Source organism: Collimonas sp. OK412 (assembly GCF_900112135.1).
GTDB classification, from domain to species: domain Bacteria; phylum Pseudomonadota; class Gammaproteobacteria; order Burkholderiales; family Burkholderiaceae_D; genus Collimonas; species Collimonas rhizosphaerae.
In genome coordinates this window covers 1-26,926 of record NZ_FOLC01000030.1, presented here as the reverse complement: position 1 = coordinate 26,926, position 26,926 = coordinate 1, and the positions used below count along the sequence as shown (strand labels likewise).

23 protein-coding genes, 1 tRNA gene and 1 pseudogene are annotated in these 26,926 nt (G+C 59.7%); 15 read left to right on the top strand and 10 right to left on the bottom strand.

Annotated features, from left to right (window positions below; genetic code table 11):
- Positions 1 to 125 precede the first annotated feature (125 nt).
- The 7 genes from BM062_RS21860 (at position 126) to BM062_RS21830 (ending at position 5,369) form a co-directional block, all read left to right on the top strand.
- Positions 126 to 1,295: a suppressor of fused domain protein gene (locus BM062_RS21860; RefSeq protein WP_092400854.1), complete on the top strand. Its 1,170-nt coding sequence runs from the start codon at positions 126 to 128 to the stop codon at positions 1,293 to 1,295.
- A gap of 225 nt (positions 1,296 to 1,520) precedes the next feature.
- Positions 1,521 to 1,594 (top strand) — tRNA-Gly (locus BM062_RS21855).
- A gap of 138 nt (positions 1,595 to 1,732) precedes the next feature.
- On the top strand, positions 1,733 to 2,440 hold the full coding sequence (trmB, locus tag BM062_RS21850; protein WP_092400850.1) for a tRNA (guanosine(46)-N7)-methyltransferase TrmB: 708 nt from the start codon (positions 1,733 to 1,735) through the stop codon (positions 2,438 to 2,440).
- Positions 2,441 to 2,467: 27 nt separating this feature from the next.
- A complete protein-coding gene (locus tag BM062_RS21845; RefSeq protein ID WP_092400847.1) occupies positions 2,468 to 3,022 on the top strand; it encodes a hypothetical protein in 555 nt (184 codons plus the stop codon).
- Between the two features lie 246 nt (positions 3,023 to 3,268).
- Entirely contained in the window at positions 3,269 to 4,264 is a 996-nt protein-coding gene (gene thiL / locus BM062_RS21840) for a thiamine-phosphate kinase (protein ID WP_092400844.1), read from the top strand.
- The gene (locus tag BM062_RS21835; protein WP_092400841.1) at positions 4,261 to 4,779 is read left to right on the top strand and encodes a phosphatidylglycerophosphatase A family protein; all 519 of its coding nucleotides are present in this window, start codon (positions 4,261 to 4,263) and stop codon (positions 4,777 to 4,779) included. Before thiL ends, BM062_RS21835 begins: the two co-directional genes overlap by 4 nt.
- Before the next feature lie 80 nt (positions 4,780 to 4,859).
- Positions 4,860 to 5,369: a CinA family protein gene (locus tag BM062_RS21830; RefSeq protein WP_092400838.1), complete on the top strand. Its 510-nt coding sequence runs from the start codon at positions 4,860 to 4,862 to the stop codon at positions 5,367 to 5,369.
- Between the two features lie 22 nt (positions 5,370 to 5,391).
- Here the strand turns inward: BM062_RS21830 and pyrF are convergent, their stop codons facing one another.
- Positions 5,392 to 6,219: an orotidine-5'-phosphate decarboxylase gene (pyrF, locus tag BM062_RS21825; RefSeq protein ID WP_092400836.1), complete on the bottom strand. Its 828-nt coding sequence runs from the start codon at positions 6,217 to 6,219 to the stop codon at positions 5,392 to 5,394.
- 141 nt (positions 6,220 to 6,360) lie between these two features.
- Between pyrF and BM062_RS21820 the strand changes: the two genes are divergently transcribed.
- The 3 genes from BM062_RS21820 to BM062_RS21810 are packed head-to-tail and all read left to right on the top strand — an operon-like array spanning position 6,361 to position 8,323.
- A complete protein-coding gene (locus BM062_RS21820; protein WP_061541520.1) occupies positions 6,361 to 6,960 on the top strand; it encodes a LemA family protein in 600 nt (199 codons plus the stop codon).
- A complete protein-coding gene (locus BM062_RS21815) occupies positions 6,960 to 7,820 on the top strand; it encodes a TPM domain-containing protein (protein ID WP_092400833.1) in 861 nt (286 codons plus the stop codon). The genes BM062_RS21820 and BM062_RS21815 overlap by 1 nt, the downstream gene beginning before the upstream one ends.
- Positions 7,820 to 8,323 carry a TPM domain-containing protein gene (locus BM062_RS21810; protein WP_175501124.1) on the top strand — a complete coding sequence of 168 codons (504 nt, stop codon included), beginning with the start codon at positions 7,820 to 7,822 and terminating at the stop codon, positions 8,321 to 8,323. Before BM062_RS21815 ends, BM062_RS21810 begins: the two co-directional genes overlap by 1 nt.
- 103 nt (positions 8,324 to 8,426) lie before the next feature.
- On the opposite strand, the gene dacB is transcribed toward BM062_RS21810, so the two are convergent.
- The gene (gene dacB, locus BM062_RS21805) at positions 8,427 to 9,854 is read right to left on the bottom strand and encodes a D-alanyl-D-alanine carboxypeptidase/D-alanyl-D-alanine endopeptidase (protein WP_371326621.1); all 1,428 of its coding nucleotides are present in this window, start codon (positions 9,852 to 9,854) and stop codon (positions 8,427 to 8,429) included.
- Between the two features lie 175 nt (positions 9,855 to 10,029).
- The gene (locus BM062_RS21800; protein ID WP_092400927.1) at positions 10,030 to 10,212 is read right to left on the bottom strand and encodes a hypothetical protein; all 183 of its coding nucleotides are present in this window, start codon (positions 10,210 to 10,212) and stop codon (positions 10,030 to 10,032) included.
- Positions 10,213 to 10,914: 702 nt separating this feature from the next.
- Here BM062_RS21800 and mgtA point away from each other — a divergent pair.
- Entirely contained in the window at positions 10,915 to 13,677 is a 2,763-nt protein-coding gene (gene mgtA / locus BM062_RS21795) for a magnesium-translocating P-type ATPase (RefSeq protein ID WP_092400827.1), read from the top strand.
- A 105-nt stretch (positions 13,678 to 13,782) separates the two neighbouring features.
- Here the strand turns inward: mgtA and BM062_RS21790 are convergent, their stop codons facing one another.
- The 3 genes from BM062_RS21790 to BM062_RS21780 form a co-directional block, all read right to left on the bottom strand.
- Positions 13,783 to 14,436, bottom strand: coding sequence for a DUF1345 domain-containing protein (locus BM062_RS21790; RefSeq protein ID WP_092400824.1), 654 nt, complete (start codon positions 14,434 to 14,436; stop codon positions 13,783 to 13,785).
- A 155-nt stretch (positions 14,437 to 14,591) separates the two neighbouring features.
- Positions 14,592 to 15,062, bottom strand: coding sequence for a cyanase (gene cynS, locus BM062_RS21785; protein WP_092400821.1), 471 nt, complete (start codon positions 15,060 to 15,062; stop codon positions 14,592 to 14,594).
- A 52-nt stretch (positions 15,063 to 15,114) separates the two neighbouring features.
- A complete protein-coding gene (locus BM062_RS21780) occupies positions 15,115 to 15,777 on the bottom strand; it encodes a carbonic anhydrase (protein WP_092400819.1) in 663 nt (220 codons plus the stop codon).
- 113 nt (positions 15,778 to 15,890) lie between these two features.
- Between BM062_RS21780 and cynR the strand changes: the two genes are divergently transcribed.
- Entirely contained in the window at positions 15,891 to 16,781 is an 891-nt protein-coding gene (gene cynR, locus BM062_RS21775; RefSeq protein ID WP_092400816.1) for a transcriptional regulator CynR, read from the top strand.
- A gap of 72 nt (positions 16,782 to 16,853) precedes the next feature.
- Here cynR and BM062_RS21770 read toward each other — a convergent pair whose 3' ends face one another.
- The 4 genes from BM062_RS21770 to BM062_RS21755 form a co-directional block, all read right to left on the bottom strand.
- Positions 16,854 to 19,922 (bottom strand): efflux RND transporter permease subunit, encoded by a 3,069-nt coding sequence (locus BM062_RS21770; RefSeq protein ID WP_092400813.1) that lies wholly within the window; start codon positions 19,920 to 19,922, stop codon positions 16,854 to 16,856.
- Positions 19,923 to 19,935: 13 nt separating this feature from the next.
- Positions 19,936 to 21,078 (bottom strand): efflux RND transporter periplasmic adaptor subunit, encoded by a 1,143-nt coding sequence (locus BM062_RS21765; protein WP_092400810.1) that lies wholly within the window; start codon positions 21,076 to 21,078, stop codon positions 19,936 to 19,938.
- 24 nt (positions 21,079 to 21,102) lie between these two features.
- Complete coding sequence (locus BM062_RS21760; protein WP_092400808.1) at positions 21,103 to 22,587, bottom strand: efflux transporter outer membrane subunit; 1,485 nt, start codon at positions 22,585 to 22,587, stop codon at positions 21,103 to 21,105.
- Between the two features lie 471 nt (positions 22,588 to 23,058).
- On the bottom strand, positions 23,059 to 23,835 hold the full coding sequence (locus BM062_RS21755) for an APH(3') family aminoglycoside O-phosphotransferase (protein ID WP_092400805.1): 777 nt from the start codon (positions 23,833 to 23,835) through the stop codon (positions 23,059 to 23,061).
- 499 nt (positions 23,836 to 24,334) lie between these two features.
- Here BM062_RS21755 and groES point away from each other — a divergent pair, with 499 nt between their 5' ends.
- The 3 genes and pseudogenes from groES to BM062_RS25810 all read left to right on the top strand — a co-directional run.
- On the top strand, positions 24,335 to 24,628 hold the full coding sequence (gene groES, locus BM062_RS21750; RefSeq protein ID WP_092400802.1) for a co-chaperone GroES: 294 nt from the start codon (positions 24,335 to 24,337) through the stop codon (positions 24,626 to 24,628).
- Positions 24,629 to 24,729: 101 nt separating this feature from the next.
- Positions 24,730 to 26,385 (top strand): chaperonin GroEL, encoded by a 1,656-nt coding sequence (groL, locus tag BM062_RS21745; RefSeq protein ID WP_092400799.1) that lies wholly within the window; start codon positions 24,730 to 24,732, stop codon positions 26,383 to 26,385.
- Positions 26,386 to 26,675: 290 nt separating this feature from the next.
- A pseudogene (locus BM062_RS25810) lies at positions 26,676 to 26,926 on the top strand (IS110 family transposase); the annotation flags it as partial.

Here is a 26,926-nt window from a genome sequence, read left to right as displayed (position 1 = left end):
AGCTGCATGGCAACAAACGGAAAGCGTCGTTCACAAGAGTCCCGAGTGACTTATATTCCGTCCCTCAGAACTTGAATCTAAGTTTTTCAATAATTTTTTTGAAGCTCTAACCCAAGGAAAATCGGATGGGCATCTTTAGTCGCTTGTTTGGTAAACAAGCAGATTTGTCTGAGCGCACGACAGCGGAAGAAAAAATATCGGCGGATGTCAAATCTGTCGACGAATCTGCCAGTATTTTATGGCAGCAAGTATACGACGCTAGAGTAAAAATTTTTGAAGAAAATTTTGGTGAATTACCGCAAGACATTCTAAAACTCGGAGATCTATTTGGCGTTTGGCCAGGTGGTGGCCTATTTGCGATTCCCGCAAATAAGTTTGGAGATGGCGCTATGGTTTATACGACATTTGGCCTATCCAATCCTGACATGCCAACAGACATTACCGTTACCGACCTGAAAACGGAAAGCGACGGTAAACGCATCGTGCGAACACAAAGCACACTCAACAAAAAAGATAATATTCGGCCAGCTTCTGATAGACCAGGTTACGGATACGAAATCATGGTAGTGACGAAGGAGAAAGCCGAATGGCCTCTTTGGTTACTCCAGTGGGCTGTAAAGGCCGAGCTACTGCGCGATGCAGATCTTCTTGGTAGGGTAGAAAAATATCAAGGGCTTACGATTGAAAAAATTCAAGTTGGAGATCGATCTTCAGTCAATATATTAATCTCAAAGGCCAAAGCTCCCCTAGCCGCCACTGCGGACCTTCCCAATGGCGCGCTGGAACTTCTCGTTGCCACGGTGATAACCGACGATGAAATGCAATGGTCAATGCAAAACGGCCGTGATGCATTACTGAATGCTCTTAGTGCTGCCGAAATCGGGCAGTTCAGTATTCTGAATCGAAATTCGGTCGTTACCTCCACTGAGATCACCTCTCCCAATGCTAAACAAACCTCGGCGATTGATCCAGCTTTGGACTTTTCTGATATCAACTCGCGTGACGCGATGATGAATTTGGCAGCAGAGGGGAAACTAGTCAAAATCTTACTTTTCCCGGCTGAGTTTGGAGGTCAAGATGTTCTCCCAAACACCGTGTATGTCCCAGCCGGCGCGGTTGAAATCAAGCATCAAGTCACGAGCTCCTTAGCCAAATCATTAAAAGATGGGCTCATTAATAATTTGAATGTGCAACCAGAATACAAAGGTACAAGCTTTGTCCCATCGCGAATTCATGTGAAGGCTAGTCACTCAGAAAACGGGAATGTTTTTGAGCAAACAATTGAGATTTGGTAATGCGCTTGATGCAAAGCGCGTAGAGCTAACTACTATTAATGCTAATGAAAACATGATTGGTGTGAAAGACGATTTCGCGGGATAGCTTTCAATGATAGAAATCGAAGTCTTCTTAACAAAGACAATGTTGTGAGACCTATAGAGTCGATTTACAGAGCAATCCGCAATTTTGCGGAGCGAAATTGTCAGAAATTCAAAGAAGAAATGGCTTAGAATATGGGCTTCGCGGGTGTAGTTCAATGGTAGAACGAAAGCTTCCCAAGCTTTAGACGAGGGTTCGATCCCCTCTACCCGCTCCAGACCAGCGTTGGCGCCAGCATCTCCGGGCGCCATTTGTATTTTTGAGGCGATCGATTGCCTGGCGTTACAATGACGCCATGGTCCATGGCAGTTGCATGGCAATTGAGCGCCCGCCTCACCCTAACCGTCTATCAAGCATGTCAGAAAACAAATCCGGCAAACCCCTTTTTTACGATCCGACCGAACACCGGATCCGCAGTTTTGTCACGCGCGCCGGGCGCTTGTCGACGGCGCAGGCGCGGGCCATCGAAGAATTGGGGCCGCGTTTTTGCGTGCCTTACGACAAGGCCGTGGTCGACCTCGGCCAGGTTTTCGGGCGCAATGCGCCGACCATCCTGGAAATCGGCTTCGGCATGGGTGAAACCTCGGCCAAGATTGCCGCCGGCATGCCGGAAAAGAATTTCCTTGGGGTCGAAGTCCATACGCCCGGCGTCGGCAGCCTGCTGAAGCTGATCGGCGAGCAGCAGCTGGGCAATTTGCTCCTGGTCCAGCATGATGCGGTGGAAGTGCTGACCAACATGATCGCTCCCGGCTCGCTGGCCGGGGCGCATGTGTTTTTTCCCGATCCCTGGCACAAGGCGCGGCACAACAAGCGCCGCCTGATCCAGGGGCCGCTGGTCAGCCTGCTGGCCTCGCGCATCGCGCCGGGCGGCTACCTGCATTGCGCGACCGACTGGCAGGAGTATGCTGAACAGATGCTGGAAGTATTGAGCGCCGAGCCGCTGCTGAAGAATACCGCCGAGACTTACGCGGAACGGCCGGAGTACCGGCCGGTGACCAAGTTCGAGAACCGCGGCTTGCGTCTTGGACATGGCGTCTGGGACCTGGTGTTCACGCGCGTTTGACCTGCATTGCCATAGGAAGCCTGCAACATGTTGATAACCCGATTTTTTTCCCGCATCGACAACCGGTTTGCCAGCTTTGCCGCCTCGGCGGCGCTGCTGGCCCTGGCCCATCTATCCTTGGCGCAGGCGGGAGAACAAACGCCGCCGCTGCCGCCCGGGACGATAACGGTTGAGGAAACCCATTACAAGCCAGTCGCTCCCGGCGTGACGGCGCCGCAGGTGCCGGCTACGTCCAGCCGGCCGTCGGCCGAGGGCATGGTCGATGCCGCAAAACGCGATATCGGCAAGATAGACCGCGAACTGCGCAAGGATGCGCCACCCAAGGACGCCAAGGCGGCCGAGCCGACCATGCAGCAGAAACTGGAAATGGGCCTTGCCCCTCCGGCCCCGCCGCCGCCAAGCTCGCCGAAGGACACCACCATGGAAGACATCACGCTGCCGAACGGCCAGCGCGTCACCAAGGTGACCGGACCGAACGGCACCTATTGCGTCACCCAGATCTCGGTCGGCAATACCAAGGGTGAAGACATCATGCAGAAAGGCGCGATTTCGCGCACCACTTCCTGCGGCGCGGGGTTTTGAAGCAAGCCCGGCCAGGGCCGGTAAGCAATTTCAGCAAAATGACCGAAATGCCCGTCTAGTGGGCTGTAACAGTCAAATCGAGAGTGAAGGGCGCGTATCCGACGTGCAGGGCAAGGTGCACAGCGGAGCAATAGCGAGACTATTGCGAGCATGTGCAACGCCGCCATGCGCGTCGGATACGTGACAAGCGCTCTTGATTTGACTGTTACAGTCCACTAGCGGCCTGCCATTCGGTACAATCTGCCTATGTTGTCCGAATTCGACCTGATCTCCCGCTACTTCACTCGCGCGCCGCGCAGCCATCTTGACCAGATTGCGCTCGGCGTCGGCGACGATTGCGCGCTGCTGGCGCCCGGCGCCGGCAAGCAGCTGGCCATCTCTACCGACATGCTGGTGGAAGGACGCCACTTTTTCCCCGATGCCGATCCGTTCACGCTCGGCCACAAATGCCTGGCAGTCAACCTGTCCGACCTGGCAGCGATGGGCGCGCGGCCGCTGGCGTTTACGTTGGCGCTGGCGCTGCCCGCGGTGCATGAGGAATGGCTGGCGGCGTTTTCAGGCGGGCTGCTGGCGCTGGCTGACCTGCATCAATGCGAACTGATCGGCGGCGACACCACCAAAGGCCCTTTGAATATCTGCATCACGGTATTTGGCGAAACCGTCCCCGGACAAGCCTTGCGCCGCGACGCCGCCCAGGCCGGCGACGACATCTGGGTCTCCGGCACGCTGGGCGACGCCCGCCTGGCGCTGGCGGTCTACCGGCAGGAACTCGGCGCCGAGCTGAGCGCTGACCTGATTCCGGGCAGCGACAGTTTCAAACTGGCGGCGGCGCGCATGCACCAGCCGACGCCAAGGGTCGCGCTAGGCCAGGCCCTGCGCGGCATCGCCCATGCGGCGATCGATATTTCCGACGGCCTGGCCGGCGATCTCGGCCATATCCTGGCGCGCTCGGCGGTCGGCGCCACGCTGGCGGTCGACAGCCTGCCGGCCGGTCCGGTGCTGAGCCGGCAAAACCAGGCGATCCGCCGCCATTTCACGCTGGCCGGCGGCGACGACTACGAATTGTGCTTCACCGCCGCCGCCGGCCAGCGCGGCGCCGTGCTGGCCGCGGCCCAGGCTGCCGCCACCGCCGTCACCCGCATCGGCAGCATCGACGCCGAGCCAGGCTTGCGCCTGCACGACGCCGGCAATAACCCGCTTAACCTGCAACTGGCTTCCTTCGACCACTTTCGCTCAACATGACAGAAACAACTCCCCCGCCTCAACCGATCAAGGCCAGCGCCCGTTTCATGCTGTCGCATCCGGCGCATTTCATTGCCCAGGGTTTTGGCAGCGGACTCTCGCCCATCATGCCGGGCACGTTCGGCACCTTGTTCGGCTGGCTGTCGTATGTGGTGATGACCACCCGCTGGCCGGAAATTTTTACGCCGCTGAACTGGCTGGTGATCATCGCCGCCGGTTTCATCGTCGGCATCTGGACCTGCCAGAGCACCGGCCGCCACCTGGGCGCACCGGACCATGGCAGCATGGTGTGGGACGAAATCATCGCATTCTGGCTGGTGCTGGTGCTGGTTACCCCGGCCACCCTGCCGGCGCAGTTCGGCGCCTTCATCGTGTTCCGTTTTTTCGATATGGTGAAACCGCCGCCGATTGCCTATTTCGACCGCCATTTCAAGGGCGGCTTCGGCGTCATGTGGGATGACATCGTGGCGGCGTTTTATACGTTGCTGGCGCTGGCTCTATGGCGGGTGATCTAGGATGGATCGATTGCATCTGCCCGTAACAAGTGGCAGTATGTACTGACCCAGCCGGCAGAACAGCAAACAGGAGTTGAGACATGAACACCAGCACTGTAGTTGAAGACAACACCGAGCAAATCGTCGACCTGGCGGCCCAAGTCGGCCGCGCCCTGCAAGCCAAGAACTGGTTCCTGTCGACCGCCGAATCCTGCACCGGCGGCGGCGTATCGCAAGCGATCACGGAAATCGCCGGTTCTTCGGAATGGTTCGACTGCGGCTTCGTCACTTACTCTAACGCATCCAAGACAGAACTGCTGGATATTCCTGAAGCCGAGATTGCCCAGCATGGCACGGTGAGCGAAGAAATTGCCGCCGCCATGGCCGAAGGGGCGCTGGCCAACAGCAATGCCGACGTCACCGTCTCCACCACCGGCATCGCCGGCCCGGGCGGCGCGGTGCCGGGCAAGCCGGTCGGCACGGTCTGCTTCGGCTGGTCAGTCGGCCATCGCACCCACACCGAGCGCCTGGTGTTCGCGGGCGACCGTCGCGCGGTGCGCGAACAAACCGTGATCCATGCGTTGCAAGGCTTGTTGCGCTTCTTGAAATAAACTCAACTACGATCAAACACAATCAAGTACGAAAGCGATTGATAGCGTCGCGGGTTTCCTCGGCCACGCGGCGCGCGGCCTGGGCGAAGTCTTCGCCGGCGGCCTGGTCCGGTTTGGCGTAGAGGATGGCGCGCGACGAGTTGATCATCATGCCCATGCCGTTTGCCGTTTTGCCGGCTTTCACGGTTGCCTCGATATCGCCGCCTTGGGCGCCTACGCCCGGCACCAGCAGCGGCATGTCGCCGATGATGCTGCGCACTTGCGCCAGCTCCTGCGGAAAGGTTGCTCCCACTACCAGGGCGCACTGGCCGTTGGTATTCCACTTGTCGGCCACCAGGCGCGCCACATGCTGGTACAGCGGCACGCCATCGACCTTCAGGAATTGCAGGTCGGAACCGCCGGCGTTGGAGGTACGGCACAGGACGATGGCGCCGCGGTCTTTCCATTCCAGGTACGGCGCGACTGAATCGAAGCCCATGTACGGGCTGACGGTGACGGCGTCGGCGCCGTAGCGCTCGAAGGCTTCACGCGCATATTGCTCTGCCGTGGCGCCGATGTCGCCGCGCTTGGCGTCCATCACGATCGGGATGTGCGGGTAGTTCTTGCGCAGGTACTCGCAGATCGCTTCCAGCTGGTCTTCCGCGCGTATTGCCGAGAAATAGGCGATTTGCGGTTTGAAAGCGCAGGCAGTGGCGGCGGTGGCGTCGATGATTGCCTTGCAAAAGGCAAAGATCGCGTCCGGTTGCTGCTGCAGATGCGATGGGAATCTGGCAACATCCGGATCCAGCCCGACGCACAGCAGGGAATTGTTGGCGCTCCAGGCGGCGGATAATTTTTCAATAAAAGTCACGGTGAAGCCTTAATAATGCAAACCCCCGCATTGTAATTCCAATTTAGCCGGGAATAAGCGGAGAAGTCGCTATTTAACACTTGAGCGGCTATCGATAGTTTGCTAACGTGCATGACATTGTTTCTTTTATCAGGGATATCCATGAAAACTTTCTCCAAATGGCTGGCAATTGTTACCTTCGCCTCGCTGCTCAGCGCCTGCGGCTACAACGATTTCCAGACCAAGGATGAAGCCGTCAAGGCTGCCTGGGGCGAAGTCGTCAACCAGTACCAGGGACGCGCCGACCTGGTGCCGAAGATCGCCCAGATCGTCAAGGCTTACGCCACCCATGAAGAAGCAACCTTTGAAGCCGTGACCAAGGCCCGCTCCGCGGCGACCAGCTTCCAGATCACGCCGGAAGTGCTGAACGATCCTGCCGCCTTCGAGAAATTCCAGCAAGTCCAGGGCCAGCTGTCTTCGGCCTTGTCGCGCCTGATGGCGGTGTCCGAGAATTATCCGCAGCTGAAAGCCGACGGCTTGTACCGCGACGCCCAGTCGCAGCTGGAAGGCATAGAAAACCGCATCAAGGTGGCGCGCAACCGCTACATCGTCGCCGTCCAGGACTACAACGTGCTGGCGCGCAGTTTCCCGACCAACCTGACTGCGATGGCGATGAGCTACAAGGTCAAGCCATCGTTCACCGTGGATAACGAAAAAGCGATCTCGACCTCACCCGATGTCGATTTCGGCGGCAAAAAATAATGTCGCTTAAGGCAATTCCGGCAATCCGCGCCTGGCTGCCGGCGCTGGCCTTGTGGCTGGTGCTGGCCGGATTATCGGCAACGCCCGCCGCGGCGCAGACGCAGGTGGCGGTGCCGCCCCTGCAAGCGCATGTCACCGACCTGGCCGGCATGCTGCAGCCGGCGCAGCGCGATGCACTCGACAGCACCTTGAGCGAATACGAAACGCGCACCGGCAGCCAGATCGCCATCTTGCTGCTCAGCAAAACCGAACCGGAAGGCATCGAGGACTATGCCGTGCGGGTGGCCGATGCCTGGAAGCTGGGGCGCAAAGGGATCGACGACGGCGTCATCCTGCTGGTGGCGAAAGACAATCCGAAAGCCTTGCGGCGCATGATGATACTGACCGGACGCGGCGTCCAGGGCACGCTGACCGATGCCCAGTCCAAGCGCGTGCTGCAGGACATCATCGCCCCGTATTTTTCCAAGAACGACTATTACGGCGGCTTGAACGCCGGCATCTCGGCCATCATGCCGCTGCTGGACCAGGAAAATTTTGCGCCGCCCAGCCATAAATCCGGGCCGGCCCAAGAGCCCTCCTCCGACTGGCTGGGCGCCCTGGCGCCGCTGCTGTTCTTCGGCTTCTTCATCCTGATCACCATCATTTCCCGCGCGCGCGGCGGCAGCGCCGGTTCCGGCCGTTCGCTCAACAGCAATGTCTGGGGCAACGCCGCCGGCGTCATCATCGGCAGCATCCTAAGCCAGGGTGGGCGTGGCGGCGGCGGTTTTGGAGGTGGAGGCGGATTTGGCGGCGGTGGCGGCGGCGGCTTTTCCGGCGGCGGTGGCGGCTTTGACGGCGGCGGCGCCTCGGGAGACTGGTGATGGCACATACCCTGCAACGCATCTGGCGTCATTTGCTGACTACCCGGCGCAACGCGCGACGGGCGTTTCCGGCAAACACGCTCAAGGCTATCCAGCAGAAAATCGCCGACGGCGAAGTCACGCACCGAGCCGAAGTCAAAATGATTGTCGAAGGATCGCTCAGCCTGCCCGCCGTGCTCAACGGCGTGACTTCACGCAACCGCGCCCATGAACTGTTCTCGCATTACCGGATCTGGGACACGGAAGAAAACGTCGGTGTGCTGCTCTACGTCAACCTGGCCGACCACAAGGTCGAAATCATCGTCGACCGCGCCATCGGCCGCGCCACCAAGCCTGCCGACTGGCAAGCCGTGTGCAAGACCATGACCAAGGAATTCGCCAACGGCGCATTCCACGACAGCACGCTGGCGGCGCTGGAACAAATGAACGGCTTGCTGACCCAGCACTTCCCCGACGAAGGCCGCAAGAAAAACGAGCTGTCGGACAAGCCGCTGGTACTGTAACCGCTTCAATTAATTCGACTCTGACCCTAATTACTCCAATTAAATCGACTCTGACCCTAATTGATTATTTAGGGTCAGAGTCGATTTGTTTTGGGCTGCGGCTTTAGCCGTTTTCGTAGACCCATTGCAGCAGGCCGTCTTGTGCGGCTTGTCCGCGGGGGGCGTTGGGGTGGTTGATCAGGCACACTACCGCGTAGTACTTGCCGGAGGCGGCCAGCACGTAGCCGGCGATGGCCCTGACATCGTTCAGGGTGCCGGTCTTGACGTGGGCCTGGCCGGCGACGCTCTGGTTTTTCAGGCGTTTGCGCATGGTGCCGTCGTAGCCTACCAGCGGCATCGAGGAGACGAATTCCGGCATGACCGGTGACTGGAAGGCTGCGGCCATCATGCGGCCCATGGTTCGGGCCGAGACCCTTTCGTTGCGCGACAGTCCCGAACCGTTTTCGATCACCAGGCCGCTGGCGTCGATGCCCTTGTTGCCGAGCCAGCTCTGGATGGCGCGCGCGCCGCGCTCGGGCGTGGCCGGCACTTTCAGGATATCGGCGGCGATGGTCAGCAGCACTTGCCGCGCCATCACGTTGTTGCTGTACTTGTTGATGTCGCGTATCACTTCCGGCAGCGTCACCGAACTCCATTCGCTGACCAGGGTGCTGCCGGCCGGCGCCAGGCCGTTTTTCACGACGCCGCTGAACGTGCCGCCGAGGTCGCCCCACATTTGCCGGAACACTGCCCCGAAGTACTGGGTGCTGCTCATCTTGTAGGGATTGACGTACCAGGTCTTTTCACCGCAGGACGCTGGCAGCGCGCCGTTGAAACTGGCGCCGTCGGCGTCCACCGCGGCCTGCAGCTTGCCCTGCCAGTCGTCGCAACTGCCGCTGCCCAGGCGCGGCGGCGTGACCGGGTAGCCGCTCATCGGCGGATCGATCAGCACATTGACCTGGCGCGTTTCCGGATTCGGCACGAACTGGAATGTCAGCGCCTTGTAATTGAGCAGCAAGGCATCCGGGCCGACGTTATACGGTTTCATCGGATCGCCGTCGAATTCGGAGGGATCGTAGGCATTCTCGTCAAACGTGCTGCGGTCCAGGACGATATTGCCGCGGATGTCGCGGATGCCCTTGGCGCGGATCTGGCGCAGGAACAGCCAGAAATTTTCCAGCACCAGCTTGGGATCGCCGTTGCCCTTGAAGATCAGGTCGCCCTGCAGCACATTGCCAACCTGGCTGCCGTTGGTATACGCCTGGGTTTTCCAGCGATAGGTCGGCCCCAGCAACTCCAGCGCGGCGTCGGTGGTCACCAGTTTCATGGTCGAGGCCGGATTGAACGGCGTGCCGGCGTTGGCCGAGGCCAGCACCTTGCCGGCGCCGTCGACCTCTTGCACATAGACGCCTACATTCTGGGCCGGGATCCCGGCAAGCTGCAAAGCCTTGCCGAACGACGGCGGCGGCGCCGCGGCGGATTCTTGCGCCTGGACGCCGGGCAGCAGGAAGGAAGACAACAGGAGGACACTGATCGCGTGGAGTTTATTCAAGTCGGCACCGGTGAAAAAGAAGGTTTGCGCAGGATTATCCCACGCGTTCACACGATGCAAAGGAAGGAACTGCAGCCGGCAGCCGAATAGCGCCGGCAAGGGTTGGAAAAATCAGAAAATGGAGCCGCTGCGGGATGCCACCGGCGATCCCGATGTGTACTGCCAGGCTGCGGCCTCAGAGCAATGCCGGTATGGCTTCCAGGATAATCAAAGCCAGCAGCGCGCCGCACACAGCGCCGATGGCGCGCAGGCTGCCGCGGGCAAACCTGGATGCAACCGGCACTTCGCCGCACAACACCACGCCGGCGATGGCTGCCGGTATGAAAAACAGCAGGTTGTTCATCACCAGGTTGACCATGGTCATCTCCTTTGTCTACTTGTAATTTCAGTATAGTTTTCTCATGCTCAATGACAAGGTCGAATAATTGATTGACAACAGGCCGGGCATAGCTGAAACAGGATGCAATCGAACTTGTGCTGTCCTGCACAATTTTCTTGACCGCCATCCGCCGCGCGGCTACTATCCACCAGTCTAAATTTTATGGAGTCCCTTTAATGGGCACTTGTTCGAGTGACAGTTGTAGCCAGACCCGTTCTGGCTCCGCCTCGGCAAGATAACGCAGGATTTCCCCTGCCGTCATCTCGCCACCGGCGGATGATGGTATCCCAGCGCCTGGAATCCTTTCCCGGGCGCGCAGTATTCCACCACCTGATCTTGTTTCATCCAGCGTTGCGCCGCCGCACCGGCAGCGCGCCTGGCTGAATCTGGCCCTGACCATGGCTAGCGCCGTTGTCGCGGCCATCGAACACTTGCATCCAGCGCTTGAGATAGATCCGAGATTGTCATCAAGATGTCACCGATCGAATTTACAGTCTGGTGCCGTTCTAGAACTTTTTTCTTTTTGCCGACAGGCTGTCATCCGGATGGGTTGCCAGTCGTTAACACAAAGTTAAGGCGATAAAGTTAAAGGCGATAAAGCTAAAAGCACGCAACAGCACGCAACAAGCGACACACTGATCGACGACAGCCGACCGCATTGCATGAAAAAAGAAGAAGACCATGAATCTGAACATCCTCAAAGAAACATTCGTTAGCTTTGTCCGCACCCACGGCATGGACCGCCACTTCCGCCGCCTTGGCGCGGACATGTTCCGCAGCACCCCGGTCACCAAGGATGTGCCGCCCTCGCTGGCGGAAAACCTGTCTTCTGCCGCCCATGTCGATATCAGCGAACTGTTCAAGACTCTGCACAGCCGCGCCGACGGCCTGACCGAAGCCGAGGCGGACGATATCCGCGCCAGCGCCGGCCCGAATGAGGTCGAGCACGAAAAGCCGATCTCGAAATGGACGCACCTGTGGCAATGCTACAAAAACCCGTTCAACCTGCTGCTGACCGTGCTGGCCGCCGTTTCCTACCTCACCGAAGACATGAAAGCCACCATCGTCATCGGTTCGATGGTGGTGCTGTCGACCTTGATGCGCTTCATCCAGGAGTCGCGCTCCAATACCGCCGCCGACAAGCTCAAGGCCATGGTCAGCAACACCGCCACGGTGCTGCGCCACGACCTGGCCGAAGACATCGCCGAGGAAGCCCTGCGCTACTTCGACGTCACCTTGCATCCGAAGGGCGCGCGCCGCATCGAACTGCCGATCAAGAAGCTGGTGCCGGGCGACATCGTCCAGCTGTCCGCCGGCGACATGATCCCGGCCGACCTGCGCCTGCTGACCGCCAAGGACCTGTTCATCAGCCAGGCCGCCATGACCGGCGAATCGCTGCCGGTGGAAAAATTCGTCACCCACCGCGGCGCCGCCACCAGCAACCCGCTGGAACTGGACAACCTGTGCTTCATGGGCACCAACGTGGTCAGCGGTTCCGCCACCGCGATCGTGGTCACCACCGGCAACCGCACTTACTTCGGCGCCCTGGCCGAGCGCGTCACCGCATCCGACCGCACGCCTACCGCGTTCCAGTCCGGCGTCAACAAGGTCAGCTGGCTGCTGATCCGCTTCATGATGGTGATGACGCCGGTGGTGTTCCTGCTGAACGGCTACACCAAGGGCGACTGGGTCGAAGCGTTCCTGTTTGCGATGTCGATCGCGGTCGGCCTGACGCCGGAAATGCTGCCGATGATTGTTACCTCGACCCTGGCCAAGGGCGCGGTCGCGCTGTCGCGCAAGAAGGTGATCGTCAAGCGCCTGGACGCGATCCAGAACTTCGGCGCCATGGACGTCCTGTGCACCGACAAGACCGGCACCCTGACCCAGGACAAGATTTTCCTGGAACGCCATACCGACATCCTCGGCGAGCAGGACGACCTGGTGCTGGAATACGCCTACCTCAACAGCCATTACCAGACCGGCCTGAAAAACCTGCTGGACGTCGCCGTCCTCGAACACGCCGAGCTGCAGCGCGAAATGGCGCTGGCCTCGGCCTACCGCAAGGTCGATGAAATCCCGTTCGACTTCCAGCGCCGCCGCATGTCGGTGGTGGTCAGCGAACGCGAAGACCATCATGAACTGATCTGCAAAGGCGCCGTCGAAGAAATCGTCTCGGTCTGCACCCACGCCCGCCACAACGGCCAGGTGGTGCCGTTCACCAAGGAACTGCTGCAGGAAATCTACGAGACTACCTCCAGCCTGAACGCCGAAGGCTTGCGCGTGGTGGCGGTCGCCGCCAAAGACCTGCCGCCGACCAAGGAAGTGTACGGCGTCGCCGATGAAAGCGACCTGGTCCTGATCGGCTATATCGCCTTCCTCGACCCGCCGAAGGAATCCACCAAGCCGGCGCTGGACGCGCTGCGGGAACACGGCATCACGGTCAAGATCCTGACCGGCGACAACGAACTGGTGACCGCCAAGATCTGCCGCCAGGTCGGCCTGGCCGTGGACGGCATGCTGCTCGGCAACGACGTCGAGAAAATGAGCGACGCCGAGCTCGCCGTCGCGGTCGACACCACCACCGTCTTCGCCAAGCTCAGCCCGACCCACAAGGAACGCATCGTGCGCGTGCTGCATGACAAGGGCCACGTGGTCGGCTTCATGGGCGACGGCATCAACGATGCGCCGGCATTGCGCGCAGCCGACATCGGCATCTCGGTCGACACCGCGGTCGATATCGCCAAGGAAGCGGCCGATATCATCTTGCTGGAAAAGAGCCTGATGGTGCTGGAAGAAGGCGTGCTGGAAGGCCGCAAGACCTTCGCCAACATGCTGAAGTACATCAAGATGACCGCCAGCTCCAACTTCGGCAATGTATTCTCGGTGCTGGTCGCCAGCGCCTTCCTGCCGTTCCTGCCGATGCTGCCGTTGCACCTGCTGGTGCAGAACCTGCTGTACGACATCTCGCAGATCACGATTCCTTTCGATAACGTCGACAAGGAATTCCTGGAGAAACCGCAACGCTGGAACGCCGCCGAAATCGGCCGCTTCATGGTGTTCTTCGGTCCGATCAGCTCGATTTTCGACATCACGACATTTGCCTTGATGTGGTACATCTTCGGCGCCAACACGCCGGAACACCAGACCCTGTTCCAGTCCGGCTGGTTCATCGAGGGCTTGCTGTCGCAGACCTTGATCGTGCACATGATCCGCACCCGCAAGATACCGTTCTTCCAGAGCCGCGCTTCGTGGGCCTTGATGAGCATGACCCTGATCATCATGCTGGTCGGCATCCTGCTGCCGATGTCGCCGCTGGCCCATTACTTCAAGCTGCAAGCTTTGCCGCTGACCTACTTCCCGTGGCTGCTGCTGATCCTGGTGGCTTACGCGGTGCTGACGCAGGCAATGAAAGGCTGGTACGCCCGCCGCTACGGCTGGCAATAAACCGCGGCGCCAAGGGAACGGGACAGGTCATCGTCCCGGCCCCCGCAAAAAGAAAAGCCAATCATCGCGATTGGCTTTTTTTTCGTCCCGGCATTGGCGCGATGTTTATCCGACCAGGCCTGCCGCGATGTTGATCGACAGGCCCAGGATGGCCGAATTGAACAGGAACGTCAGCACCGACTGCATCAGCACGATCTTGCGCATGGAGCGCGTCATGATGCTGACGTCGGAAGTCTGGACCGCGACCGCCATCGTGAAAGAGAAATACAGGAAATCCCAATAGTCGGGATTTTTTTCATCGTCAGGAAAACGCAGCGGCAGCTTGTCGCCCGCGCAGGCATAAAACAGGCGCGCGTAATGCAGCGCGAAGATGGTGCCCACCAGGAACCAGGAGCCCAGCACCGTCATGCCGGTAAACATGTAGCGCAGCTCTTTCGGGCCCGGCAGGAAATCCTGGGTGTGCGCCAGCCCCAGCACCACCGCGCCGATGCTGCTGACAGCGGCGACGCAGATCAGGACCAGTATCACGGTATCGTTCTCGTCCTCGATGGCGGCGCGCCTTTTCACCTGCCCCGAGCTGGCCCTGGCCATCATCCACCAGAGCATCGCCAGGTAAGTCCAGACGCCGGCGTTCCAGCCGATCAGCAGGCGCGTCAGGTGCGAGCTCGTGGGCTGGACCAGCCATACCGCGAGGCCAACGATCAATGCAATCATCAGGCGCGGGTGGGTATGGAAAACCAGGCGGCGAAAATTATTCATGCTTGTCCTTTTTGAATCCGGTGTCGATGCAAGACGAAATTGCAAAAACGAGGCCGCATTGGAGCAGCCTCGCCGTTTCTTAATCGATAGCATATTGCAACTGCGGATTCCCGTGTGTTTTCGCTTTAAGGAAAACACACGGCGACGCAGCCCGGTCAGTACGGTTTATTCGGCAGGAATTTTCCGTCCAGGGTAATCACCGCACGCGAACCGCCTTCAGGGTCTTCTACCCGTTTCAGGTCCAGCTTGAAGTTGATGGCGCTGATGATGCCGTCGCCCAGTTCTTCATGCACCAGCATCTTCAAGGTGGTGCCGTAGATTTGCAGCATTTCGTAGAAACGGTAAATGGTCGGATCGGTAGGAATGCTGCCCGGGATGCTGCCGCGCAACGGGATCGTCTGCAGCTCCGCCGCGGCTTCCGGCTCCAGGCCGAGGCGCCGGCAAACCATTTCGGCGGCGGCCTTCGGCAAGGCATGCTGGCCCAGCAGCGCTGCCGTGACATAGGCCACGCTCAGGCCGCTGCCTTCGGCCAGCTGTTTCCAGGACAAATCCTTGAGGGCCTTGGCGGCGATGACGCGAGAAGTGAGGGCGACGCGGTTGTCTTGATATACGTTTGCTTGTTGCATGATGTTTCCTTTTCAGTGAGAGAACGGATGAAGAACCGCCAATGGTTAAGCGTTAAGCAGCGAGCACGCTGCGCTTGGCAGGCGTAGCGACGGTTTGGGGAAATTCGGCGAGCGAGACGAATTGATTGCTTGCGCCGTCCAGCGCCACGATCGAGCCTGTTTCAATGTCGTACACCCACCCATGCAGGTTCAGGCTGCCCTGCTCCAGCGCCAGCGCGACCGAAGGATGAGTCTTGATGTTGACTAGCTGGGCGATGACGTTTTCACGCACCATCGAGCTCAGCCGGGCCGCAGGCGAGGCATGGATACGGGCTGCATTCACCGCTTTGGCGGAATCGGCATGGCGCAGCCAGCCAGCCACCGCGGGCAAGTGATCCAGGCATTTGCAACTGGAGATAGCCGTCATGGCGCCGCAATCGGAATGGCCGCAGACCACGATGTCGCTCACGCCCAGTACGGCGACCGCATATTCAACCGTGGCGGTGACGCCTCCCGGCGCCGAGCTATAGGATGGAACGATGTTGCCGGCATTGCGGATCACGAAAATGTCGCCCGGATCCTGCTGGGTCAGCAATTCCGGCACGACGCGGCTGTCGGAACAGGTGATGAATAATGCACTCGGGTTCTGGGCGGTGGCCAGTTCCTTGAACAGCCCGGACAGGCCCGGGAAGGTGTGCTTCTGGAATTTCAAGACCCCATCGACGATGGACTTCATGGCGTTTCTCCTTGTAGCTGTTGAAGTAATGGCGCCATGATGAAGGCGTCGAACTATTTGGTCCAAGACCGATATACAATAATCTCAATAAGAATTTCCTATAGTTATCAAACATGCTATTACGCCATATCCGCTACCTGCTCGCCGTCGTCGAACAGGGAAACTTCACCAGGGCGGCGGAAGCCTTGTATGTTTCGCAGCCGACTTTGTCGCAGCAGATACGGCAGCTGGAAGAGACGTTGGGAGTGCAGCTCCTGGACCGCAGCGGCAGAGTGGTGCGCGCCACCGATGCCGGTGAAGCTTATGTCGCCTACGCCCGCCGGGCGCTGCGCGAGCTGGAAGCCGGCCAGCGGGCGATCCACGACGTGCGCGACCTGTCGCGCGGCACGCTGCGGCTGGCCATGACGCCCAGCCTGACTTCTTATCTGGCAGGACCGTTGATCGCGCGCTTCAACGCCAGCTACCCCGGCATCGCGCTGCAGGTGATTGAAAAGACCCTGGATGCCATTGAAACGGCGCTGGCGGCGGACCAGGTTGACCTGGGGCTGGCCTTCAGCCAGGTCCGCTCGCAGGAAATCAGCAGCCGGCCCCTGTTCGTGGAAAAGCTATGCGTGATGGTCGGACTGACGCACCCGCTGGCCAAGCGCCCGGCTGCTGCGGCGCTGGCAGCCGGCGAGCTTGGCCGGCAATCGCTGGCGCTGCTCAGCAGCGACTTCGCCACCCGCACTTTTGTCGACGCTTACCTGCAGCAGCAGGGTATCTCGCCCAACATCGCCATCGAAGCCAATACCATTAGCGCAATCGTGGAAATCGTCCGCCGCGGTGGCGTCGCCACCATCTTGCCGGATGCGATTGCACGCGAACATCCCGGGCTGCGGGAAGTCCCGCTGAACCCTGCCTTGCCGCACCGCACGGTCTCGCTTTTGTGGCGCAAGGACAGTTATCAAAGCGCTGCGGCCAGCGCTTTCGCCGAGCTCGCCGGCAATCTGGCTGCCGCTGAATAAAGCTGCAGACGCCGCAAAAACACGCCGCAATGAAAAAACGCCCTTGCGGGCGTTTTCTGGATCATGTTTCGATCAGGTTTCGGTAATGTGCAGCTTGCTGGCCACCATATGCACCATGCTCTCTCCCGGCTTGCGCCGGAACTTGCGGCCGGCCCAGACCAGCAGGTCGTCGACATAGGTGAACACCACCGGAATCACCAGCAGGCTCAGGAAAGTCGATGTCACCAGGCCGCCGATGACGGCGATCGCCATCGGTCCGCGGAAACTGGAATCCGCACCCAGCCCGAGGGCGATCGGCAGCATGCCGGCGCCCATGGCGATGGTGGTCATGACGATCGGCTGGGCCCGCTTGTGGCAGGCATCCATCAGCGCTTCGAAACGGCTCATGCCATGGTCGCGGCGCGCCACGATGGCGTACTCCACCAGCAGGATCGAATTCTTGACCGCGATCCCCATCAGCATCAGCAAACCGATCAGCGACGGCATCGAGAACGAATTATGCGTGATCAGCAAGGCCGCGAACGCGCCGCCAATCGACAACGGCAGCGCCGCCAGGATCGTCACCGGCTGCAGGAAGCCCTTGAACAGCAGCACCAGCACCATGTACACGCACAGCACGCCGGTCAGCATCGCCAGCGCAAAGCCGGAGAACAGTTCCTTCATGATTTCGGCGTCGCCCAGCTCGCCGCGCTTGACGTTGGGCGGCAGGTTCTTCAGGTTCGGCAGCTCGTTGATCTTCGACATCACCTCGCCGATTTCATGGCCGTTCAGCTCGACGTGGATGATCACGCGCCGGTTGCGGTCGAGGCGGTCGATGCGCGCCGGGCCGCTGTCGAAGCGGATGTCGGCCACCGAGCTCAACGGCACATTGCCGTTCTTGCCTTGCACCGCCAGGCGCTCCAGCACGCTCATGTCATGCCGCGCATCTTCCGGCAAACGCACGCGGATCGGAATCTGCCGCTCCGGCAGGTTCAGCTTGGCGACCGACTGGTCGTAATCGCCGGAGGTGGCGATGCGCAAGGTATCGCCGATAGCCGAAGCGGTGACGCCGAGATCCGCAGCCTTGGCGAAGTTAGGCGTAACAATGATTTCCGGCCGCACCAGGCTGATGCTGGACGTAATGTTGCCGAGGTCGGGAATGGTGCGGATTTCGCGTTCGATGGCGCGCGTCACGGCGCCCAGCGCCTGTGGATCGTCGCCTGACAGCAGCAGCTGCAATTCTTCGCCGTTGCCGCCGCCGCCCACGGTAAACCGCAAGCCAGGCAACTGTGTCAGCAGCTTGCGCAATTCGCTATCGACTTCGGTCTGCTTCTGCTTGCGCTCCGGCGGATCCTTGAGCAGCACGGTCAAGGTCGAACGGCGCGCCTCGTCGCCGCCGATGGCGCTGTAGACCTGGGCCACATTCTTGTTGGTCATCAGCAAACGGCGCGCCTGTTCAGAGCTGGCGCGGGTTTCCGCCAGGATGCTGCCAGGCGGCAGTTCCAGCGTGACCTGGGTCTGGCCGCGGTCGCTGGGCGGGATGAAGCCGGTCGGCAGGAACGGGATCATGGCCAGCGACAGGATAAAGAACACCGCCGCCATGCCCATGGTCTTGAGCCGGTGGTGCATGCACCACGAAGCGACCGCCATATAGGTCGTCATCATGCGGCTTTCTTTTTCCTTGTGCATCAGCGGCTTGAGCAGGTAGGCCGACATCATCGGCGTCAGCAAACGCGCCACCACCAGCGAAGTGGTCACCGCGATCGCCGCGGTCCAGCCGAACTGCTTGAAGTATTTGCCGACGATGCCGCTCATGAACGCCGTCGGCAGGAATACCGCGACCAAGGTAAAGGTCGTGGCCACCACCGCCAGGCCGATTTCGTCGGCGGCTTCCAGCGCGGCCTGGTACGGCGTCTTGCCCATGCGCAGGTGGCGCACGATGTTTTCAATTTCGACAATCGCATCGTCCACCAGGATCCCGATCACCAGCGCCAGCGACAGCAAGGTCACGCCGTTGAGGGTAAAACCGAGGAATTTCATCACCATGAAGGTCGGGATGATCGACAGCGGCAGCGCCGCCGCCGCCACCAGCGTCGCCCGCCAGTCGCGCAGGAAGAACCAGACCACCAGCACCGCCAGCAGCGCGCCCTCATACAGCAGCGACATCGAACCTGCGTAGTTCTCCTTGACCGCATCGACGTTGTTGAACGCTTCCTCGATCTTGACGTGGCTCGCCTTCTGGTTCAGCGTCGCGACGGCTTTCTGCACCGCGTCGGAAACCGTGATTTCACTGGCGCCCTTGCTGCGCGTGATTTCAAAGCCGACCACCGGCTTGCCGTCGAGCAGCGTCAGCGCGGTGCGCTCGCCGATGCCGTCGGTTACCTTGGCGACCTGGTCCAGGCGGATCACATGGCCGTCCGGCAAAGCCATCTGCAAGGCGGCGACTTCCGCCACGTTGCCGACCGTGCCGATGGTGCGCACCGATTGCCGCGCGCCGCTGATGTCGGCCTTGCCGCCCGGCGCCTCCTGCTGCACGCGCTGCAGCTGCCGCGAAATCTGCGCCGCCGATACGTTCAGGGCCGCCATCCGTACTGGGTCCAGTTCCACCAGCACTTCGCGGTTGACGCCGCCGACGCGGTCGATCTTGCCGACCCCGGGGACCGACAGCAAGGCCTTGGAAACATCGTTGTCGACAAACCAGGACAGCGCTTCTTCATCCAGCTGGTCGGACTTGACGGTGTAGGTGATGATCGGCCGGCCCGAGGTGCTCGCCTTGCCGTAAACCGGATCGCGGACGTCGGTGGGCAAATCGCTGCGCACGCGGTTGACCGCGTCGTGCACATCGTCCATCGCTTCCTGGATATCCTTTTCCAGGCGGAATTCGATCTGGGTATTGACTACCCCGTCGTTGATGGTGGTGTAGATATGCCGGATGTCGGTGACGGTGGCGACCGAATTTTCAATCTTGCGCGCCACCTCGGTTTCCAGCTGCGAAGGAGAAGCGCCCGGCAGGCTGGTGGTCACCGAAATGAAGGGAAAATCGATATCGGGCGAATCCTGCACCAGCATGTCCTTGAAGCTCATCAGCCCCATGACGGTGAGCATGATGAACAGCAGGATCGCGGGAACCGGATGCTTGATTGATAGCGCGGAAAAATTCATGGCCGGTCCTCGCTTATTTCATCGCCAGCGGTGCCGCCGGCTTGGTTTCCGGCGCTACCCGCACGGTGTCGCCGTCGGCCAGGAAGCCCGCGCCCTTTTCCACCAGCGTCATCGCCGCCGTGATCCCGTTCGCGCCCTGGGCAACCTCGATGCGGTCGCCGATGCGGCGCCCTATGGTGACCTTGGTCTGAGTCACTTTGTCATCTTTGCCCAGCTGGTAAACGTAGCTATAGCCGTCGCGCATCACCACCGCGCTCTGCGGCAAGGTCAGCGCCGTGGCGTAACCCAGCGCAAACTGGCCGGTGCCGAACATGCCCGCATGGACGTTGCCCGGCGCCGGCAGGTCGACATACACCAGGCCGTTGCGCGTGAGCGGATCGACTGTCGGCGCCACCATGCGCACCTTGCCGTCCACCACCACGCCGTTCGTGACGCGCAGCTTGACCGCCTGGCCGACCTTGATCTGCAGCAGGTCGGTGGCGTTCACTTCGCCGCGCCATTCGAGGCGGTTCTGGCGGATCAGCTTGAACAGTTCCTGTCCTTGCGACGCCACCGAACCAACCGTTGCGGTACGTGAAGAAATCACGCCGTCGTCAGGCGCCAGCACCTGGGTCTGGCGCAGCCGGATCTGCTGCATTTCCAGGCTGGCCTGGGCGGACTGCAGGCGCGCCTTGGCGCTGCGCTCGGCGACTTCGTACTGGGTAGTCTGCTGGCCGCTCAAGGCGCCGCTGTTGACCAGCGAGCGCGCCCGTTCGGCATTGGCGTCTGCTTCCGACAAGGCCGCGCGCGCTTCTTCCACGGCAGCCTTCTGCTGGGCCACCTGGGCCTCTACGCTGTCGTTGCTGAAACGCGCCAGCACCTGGCCGCGCTTGACGATATCGCCGACATTGACCCTTACCTCTGCCAGCTGCAAGCCACCCAGTTCGCTGCCGACCACTGCCTCCTGCCAGGCGGCGACGCTGCCGTTGGCCGACAAGGTCAGCGGCCAGTCGGCGCTTTGCGCCTTGGTGGTAGTGATGGTCAGCGAAGCTTTAGGCTTGCTTGTTTCTTTGTCGGCAGGTTTGCCGCTTTTTCCTGTAGTGGCCCAGACCGCGGCAGAACCGATGACGACGACCAGCGCCGCGATTGCTGTCAGTTTCAAAGATGGCTTTTTCATGACTCTCTTCTTTACATTTCTATATTAAGAACGTTCGGAGTTTGACGCTGCGGCAGGCGCGGCCGGCAAGGCCACCTGCTCCGCCTGGTTGCGCCAGCCGCCGCCCAAAGCCTTGTACAGGGCAATCCAGGCCGCCACGTGATCGCGCTGCACGCTGATCTGGGTCTGTTGCGCAGCCAGGAAGGTGCGGCGCGCATCTTCCAGTTCAAACAGGCTGCCGCTGCCGGCCTTGAATTTGTCGTCGTTGGCGTGGAAGTAGCTTTCATACTCGCGCGCCGCCAGCGCCGCATCGTCTTCACGCCGCGCCGCCGCATCCAGGCGCACCAGCGCTTCTTCGATTTCGCGCGCCGCGCTGCGCACCTGCGACTGGTAGCCGGCATACGCCTCGTCGTAACGGCCGCGCGCCAGGTCTACCTGCGCCCTGCGCAGTCCGGCATCGAATAGCGGCAACTTGAGCGAAGGACCGAACGACCAGGTATCGGACCGGGAACTGCCGCCGTCGAAGCGCAAGCCGCCGATGCCGATGCTGCCCAGCAGCGAAATGCTCGGATAGCGATTGGCCTGGGCGACATTGATCTCGGCGCTGGCCGCTGCCAGCTCGCGCTCGGCGACAGCGATGTCAGGCCGCTGCGACAAAGCCTGCGCCGGCACGCTCTCGACCACAAAACCGCGCGGCGTCGGCAGGCGCTCATTGACAGCCAGCTTGGTGCGCAAGGCGGGTTCGGGAATGTCGGTCAGCGCCACCAGCGCCTTGACATCAAGGTCGCACTCGGTACGCTGCACCACCAGTTTTTGCCGGGCGTCCGCGGTGGAGCCGTTGATCAGCGCGCCGTCTGCCGGCGCGGTGAATCCAGCCTTGACTTTGAGCGCCGTAAGCTGGGCGGTCTGCTCGCGCGACTTCAGGTCCTGCGTCAGCATCGCCGCGGTGGCCACGCAGGCACGGTAGTTCACCAGGGTGCTGCCGACTTCCGCCGCCAGCGACACCTTGGCGCCATACCAGTCGGCGTTGCGGGCGAACACGCGCGCGTTGGCGGCTTCCGCGGTCTTGCGCTTGCCGCCGAACAGGTCAAGCTCCCAGCTGGCGTCGAGGGTAGCGGTGCTGCTGGTGGCGACGGTGGCGACGCTGCCCAGGTTTGAGGTCAGGCCCGAGAGGGATTTGCTGCGTGTGCTGCTGGCGTCGGCGGCCACCGAAGGATAGAGCGCGCTGCCGGCAGAACCCGCCGTGGCGCGTGCCTGGGTGATGCGCGCCAGCGCCTGCGCCACGCTGGGATTGCTGGCCTCGGCCGTGGCGACCAGTTCCGCTACCAGCGGATCGTCGAATTGCGACCACCAGCGCGTCAGGTCAGTAGCGCCATCGGCTTCCGCCGGCTTCGGCAAAGCGCTTTGAAATTGCGGCAGCACCGCTTGTGATGAGGTAGCTGGCGTGGGCACCTGGTAGGTAGGCCCAACAACGCAACCGGCGATCACCGACAGCAGGGGTACGCTGCCGAGCATCTTGAATAAACGCATCCTTTTCCCTTACATGATTTTTTGAGGGGCTCCCAAATGCGGGATTTTTAATTGTTTTAGCTGCTTTACTGGGTATGGCGCTGTCTGTGATTATTTGCTGTAACTCTCCAATGTACAGTGTGTATCGACACTGTAAAGAGGAAAATTGCTGCCGGGTATGCGATTGCGACAAGCTGCAGAATCGAGGGAATCAATCGACTAAAACACGGGATGAAATGCAATCGGACCGAATCGCAAGAAATAACAGCAAAAAAATATCAATTTATCTACTACAGATACGTCGTCAAATTTCTGCGCAGCAATAATAACTTGCTTCCACCCTGTTTAGTAAGTGCCATACCACTTTCGCCGCGTGGAACCAGGCGCCGACGGCTGCCGGGAATTCGGTGGAAGGCAGGTGCTTCGGGGCAGCGCCATGCATGATGCCCGATTTTTTTGCACGACCATTAACCGATCATGAAGACTGGAGAATTAGAACAGCTCGTCCAACTGCTCGAAATAACGGCGTTTGTCCGGCTGGTCGGGCTCACCCAGCGCGGCCATGATCGTCTCGGCCTTGGCTTCGGCGACCCGGTCGCGCAGCTCGCGGTAGACGAAGGCTATGTCCAGCCAGCGATCGGCAATGCCACCGCGGCCAAGATCGATGAAGAACAGCCGTTCGCGTACATCAACGAAAACGTTGTTGCCGCACAGGTCACCGTGCGAGAACACTGGATCCTGATGCGGTACGTGGGCATGCAGATGGGCGACCAGTTTGGCTGGCGTGCCCAGTCCCGGCCAGGCATCAAGGTCGTGGTCGGGATCGATCAGGTTCTTCGCTAACAAGATGTCCAGTTCTCGCAGACGCATTGCCACACTGGCATCGAATGGACAATTGGACACGGACACTTGCTGGAGATTGCGCAGCGCTTCACCGAACAGCGCCGAAACAGGCAGCCCGGCAGCGATACAGGTAGCCAGTGGCCGCCCCGGTACTGCCCGCGTGATCATGAACGCCTCGCCGTCGCGCTCGGCAGTGGCAACCACCTCTGGAACGTGCAGGCGTCCAGACAGCCAATCAAGCACCTGTGCTTCGCGACGCACGCTGTAGGTGGTATTGGCATAGGCCGTCGGCGAAGACTTCAGGAAGAAGCGCTCGCCGCCGCGCCGGAACTCGTGCACCGCACAGGGAGACTCTCCGATCTTGTCGATTATCAAGTCGGCATTGCCGATGAAGCGGCGAATGGTGGAAGGCAGGTCGAGGCTCATGCGCAGATCAAGAAATCTAGTCGATTTTGATCGCCGTCTCCTATTAAACATGAGCTCGAAATCACAATCGCAAAATTATTTTCAATGAACAGGAAAGAAATCCGTGGTGGCAATTAAACATCAATAGTTATAAAAAAACAATATTGATCCAGGATTTGTCCGGTGCGGCTACTCAAATATTTTCGTGGATGTTTAGTGTTGCTAGCTGCCGCACCTAGATAGAAGGACGTTGTTCAAGGGCTAGCCATGGGGAAATTCAGGATCAGATGAACAATATCCAAACTTGAGTGAATTCCGACAGATTATCCGGCGAACCCGAATGCGGGCTTGAAAAATCGACAGAGCGTCCCTATACTTAGCACTCGTTAGGAGAGAGTGCTAACAATCTCCTCGACCTAGTCACTCGCATGCAATAACAAGGCAATGCAGAGCGGTCAGTTCACTTTGCTGCGATATTGCTGCAAATACAAATAACCTGTTGAATCTTAAGGAGTCACATATGAATCTTCGTCCTTTGCACGATCGCGTCATCGTCAAGCGTCTCGACCAAGAAACTAAAACCGCATCGGGTATCGTGCTGCCGGAAGCTGCTGCTGAAAAGCCGGATCAAGGTGAAGTCCTGGCCGTCGGCAACGGCAAGATTCTGGAAAACGGCAACGTCCGTGCGCTGGCAGTCAAGGTTGGCGATCGCGTTCTGTTCGGCAAATACTCCGGTCAAGCTGTCAAGATCGACGGCCAGGAACTGCTGGTTATGCGCGAAGAAGATCTGTTTGCCGTAGTCGAAGGCAAGTAATTTCGGTTAAACCGGAATTCCCTGATTGATCGGCGCCTGGCGCTTCTAATCAGGTCCGCGCACCACACAATCGAATTCAACCTTATTCAGGAGAATCAAACATGGCAGCAAAGCAAGTAGTTTTCGGCGATGAAGCACGCGCCAAGATCGTCAACGGCGTCAACATCCTGGCTAACGCCGTCAAGGTAACTCTGGGTCCTAAGGGCCGCAACGTCATCCTGGAACGCAGCTTCGGCGCGCCGACCGTGACCAAGGACGGTGTTTCGGTCGCTAAAGAAATCGAACTGAAAGACAAGCTGGAAAACATGGGCGCGCAGCTCGTGAAAGAAGTTGCTTCCAAGACTTCCGACAACGCCGGCGACGGTACCACTACCGCTACCGTGCTGGCACAAGCCATCGTGCGCGAAGGCTTCAAGTACGTTGCCGCCGGTTTCAACCCTACCGACCTGAAGCGCGGCATCGACAAGGCTGTTGTGGCTATCGTTGCTGAAATCAAGACCCTGTCGAAGCCAACCACCACCAGCAAGGAAATTGCTCAAGTTGGTTCGATCTCGGCTAACTCCGACACCGACATCGGCGACATCATTGCCAAGGCAATGGATAAAGTCGGCAAAGAAGGCGTGATCACCGTCGAAGACGGCAAATCGCTGGAAAACGAACTGGACATCGTCGAAGGCATGCAATTCGACCGCGGCTACCTGTCGCCATACTTCATCAACAACCAGGAAAAACAGGTTGTTGCCCTGGAAAACCCGTTCGTCCTGCTGTTCGACAAAAAAGTGTCGAACATCCGTGACCTGCTGCCGATCCTGGAACAAGTCGCCAAGTCTGGCCGTCCTCTGCTGATCATCGCGGAAGATGTCGAAGGCGAAGCGCTGGCTACCCTGGTTGTGAACAACATCCGCGGCATCCTGAAGACCGCGGCCGTCAAGGCTCCAGGCTTCGGCGACCGTCGTAAAGCCATGCTGGAAGACATCGCCATCCTGACCGGCGGCCAAGTGATCGCTGAAGAAGTCGGCCTGACACTGGAAAAAGCTACCCTGGCAGAACTGGGCCAAGCCAAGCGTATCGAAATCAGCAAGGAAAACACCACCATCATCGACGGCGCCGGCGAAGCCATCACCATCGAAGCGCGCGTCAAGCAAATCCGTGCGCAGATCGAAGAAGCGACTTCGGACTACGACCGTGAAAAACTGCAAGAACGCGTTGCCAAGCTGGCCGGCGGCGTTGCGCTGATCCGCGTTGGTGCTGCAACCGAAGTGGAAATGAAAGAAAAGAAAGCACGCGTTGAAGATGCTCTGCACGCTACCCGCGCAGCAGTTGAAGAAGGCGTTGTTCCAGGCGGCGGCGTGGCGTTCCTGCGCGCACGTGCTGCAGTCAAGGACCTGAAAGGCGACAACGCCGACCAGGAAGCCGGCATCAAGATCGTGCTGCGCGCGATCGAAGAGCCGCTGCGCCAAATCGTATTCAACGCTGGCGGCGAGCCATCGGTTGTGATCAACGCAGTCCTGGCTGGCAAGGGTAACTACGGTTACAACGCAGCCGACGGCACCTACGGCGACCTGGTTGAACTGGGCGTCCTGGATCCAGCCAAGGTTACCCGTTCGGCGCTGCAAAACGCCGCATCGGTTGCCAGTCTGATCCTGACTACCGACGCACTGGTTGCTGAACTGCCTGAAGACAAATCGGCTGGCGGCGGCATGCCAGGCGGCATGGGTGGTATGGGCGGCATGGGTGGCATGGACGGCATGATGTAATTGACGCGGCCGGGATATTCCGGCCCTGACAAAACATCTGTTCTCATGTTTTGAAAAAGCCTGCGATGGTTATCCGTCGTGGGCTTTTTTCATTGTGCGGGCAATTGGCGGTGATCGACGACAGGATGGTTGTTGCGCGCGCACCGCGCTCCGTAGTCCGTTAAATGGGGTCAGAGTAATTTTCGCAAAGGACGCGAAAAAAACTCTGATAATCATCTAGCCGTCCTCCCCTTGGCAAACGCCAAGCGATAAAGTAACGGTGCGAACCCAACTTTATCAAGGAGAACGGCATGTTATTTTGCGGCATAGACCTCCATTCGAACAACAATTTTATTGTCATTTCCGATGACACGGACAAAGTCGTGTATTCCAGGCGATTACCGAATAATCTGGACGAGATTTGTGCGGCCTTGGAACCGTATCGGTCAGAGCTCTCTGGCGTTGTTGTGGAATCGACCTATAACTGGTACTGGCTTGTCGACAGTCTCATCGAGGCTGGTTATTCTCTGCACCTGGCCAATACCACGGCCATCAAGCAATA

Bases quoted from the DNA above. Each gene is read 5' to 3' on its own strand.
- BM062_RS21780 (WP_092400819.1), bottom strand. From the start codon at position 15,777: ATGAAGTCCATCGTCGATGGGGTCTTGAAATTCCAGAAGCACACCTTC.
- cynS (WP_092400821.1), bottom strand. From the start codon at position 15,062: ATGCAACAAGCAAACGTATATCAAGACAACCGCGTCGCCCTCACTTCT.
- BM062_RS21790 (WP_092400824.1), bottom strand. From the start codon at position 14,436: ATGAATAATTTTCGCCGCCTGGTTTTCCATACCCACCCGCGCCTGATG.
- BM062_RS21815 (WP_092400833.1), top strand. From the start codon at position 6,960: ATGTCGCTTAAGGCAATTCCGGCAATCCGCGCCTGGCTGCCGGCGCTG.
- BM062_RS21860 (WP_092400854.1), top strand. From the start codon at position 126: ATGGGCATCTTTAGTCGCTTGTTTGGTAAACAAGCAGATTTGTCTGAG.
- trmB (WP_092400850.1), top strand. From the start codon at position 1,733: ATGTCAGAAAACAAATCCGGCAAACCCCTTTTTTACGATCCGACCGAA.
- BM062_RS21800 (WP_092400927.1), bottom strand. From the start codon at position 10,212: ATGGTCAACCTGGTGATGAACAACCTGCTGTTTTTCATACCGGCAGCC.
- BM062_RS21770 (WP_092400813.1), bottom strand. From the start codon at position 19,922: ATGAATTTTTCCGCGCTATCAATCAAGCATCCGGTTCCCGCGATCCTG.
- BM062_RS21820 (WP_061541520.1), top strand. From the start codon at position 6,361: ATGAAAACTTTCTCCAAATGGCTGGCAATTGTTACCTTCGCCTCGCTG.
- cynR (WP_092400816.1), top strand. From the start codon at position 15,891: ATGCTATTACGCCATATCCGCTACCTGCTCGCCGTCGTCGAACAGGGA.
- thiL (WP_092400844.1), top strand. From the start codon at position 3,269: ATGTTGTCCGAATTCGACCTGATCTCCCGCTACTTCACTCGCGCGCCG.
- groES (WP_092400802.1), top strand. From the start codon at position 24,335: ATGAATCTTCGTCCTTTGCACGATCGCGTCATCGTCAAGCGTCTCGAC.
- BM062_RS21755 (WP_092400805.1), bottom strand. From the start codon at position 23,835: ATGAGCCTCGACCTGCCTTCCACCATTCGCCGCTTCATCGGCAATGCC.
- BM062_RS21810 (WP_175501124.1), top strand. From the start codon at position 7,820: ATGGCACATACCCTGCAACGCATCTGGCGTCATTTGCTGACTACCCGG.
- BM062_RS21765 (WP_092400810.1), bottom strand. From the start codon at position 21,078: ATGAAAAAGCCATCTTTGAAACTGACAGCAATCGCGGCGCTGGTCGTC.
- BM062_RS21830 (WP_092400838.1), top strand. From the start codon at position 4,860: ATGAACACCAGCACTGTAGTTGAAGACAACACCGAGCAAATCGTCGAC.
- BM062_RS21835 (WP_092400841.1), top strand. From the start codon at position 4,261: ATGACAGAAACAACTCCCCCGCCTCAACCGATCAAGGCCAGCGCCCGT.
- BM062_RS21845 (WP_092400847.1), top strand. From the start codon at position 2,468: ATGTTGATAACCCGATTTTTTTCCCGCATCGACAACCGGTTTGCCAGC.
- mgtA (WP_092400827.1), top strand. From the start codon at position 10,915: ATGAATCTGAACATCCTCAAAGAAACATTCGTTAGCTTTGTCCGCACC.
- BM062_RS21760 (WP_092400808.1), bottom strand. From the start codon at position 22,587: ATGCGTTTATTCAAGATGCTCGGCAGCGTACCCCTGCTGTCGGTGATC.
- groL (WP_092400799.1), top strand. From the start codon at position 24,730: ATGGCAGCAAAGCAAGTAGTTTTCGGCGATGAAGCACGCGCCAAGATC.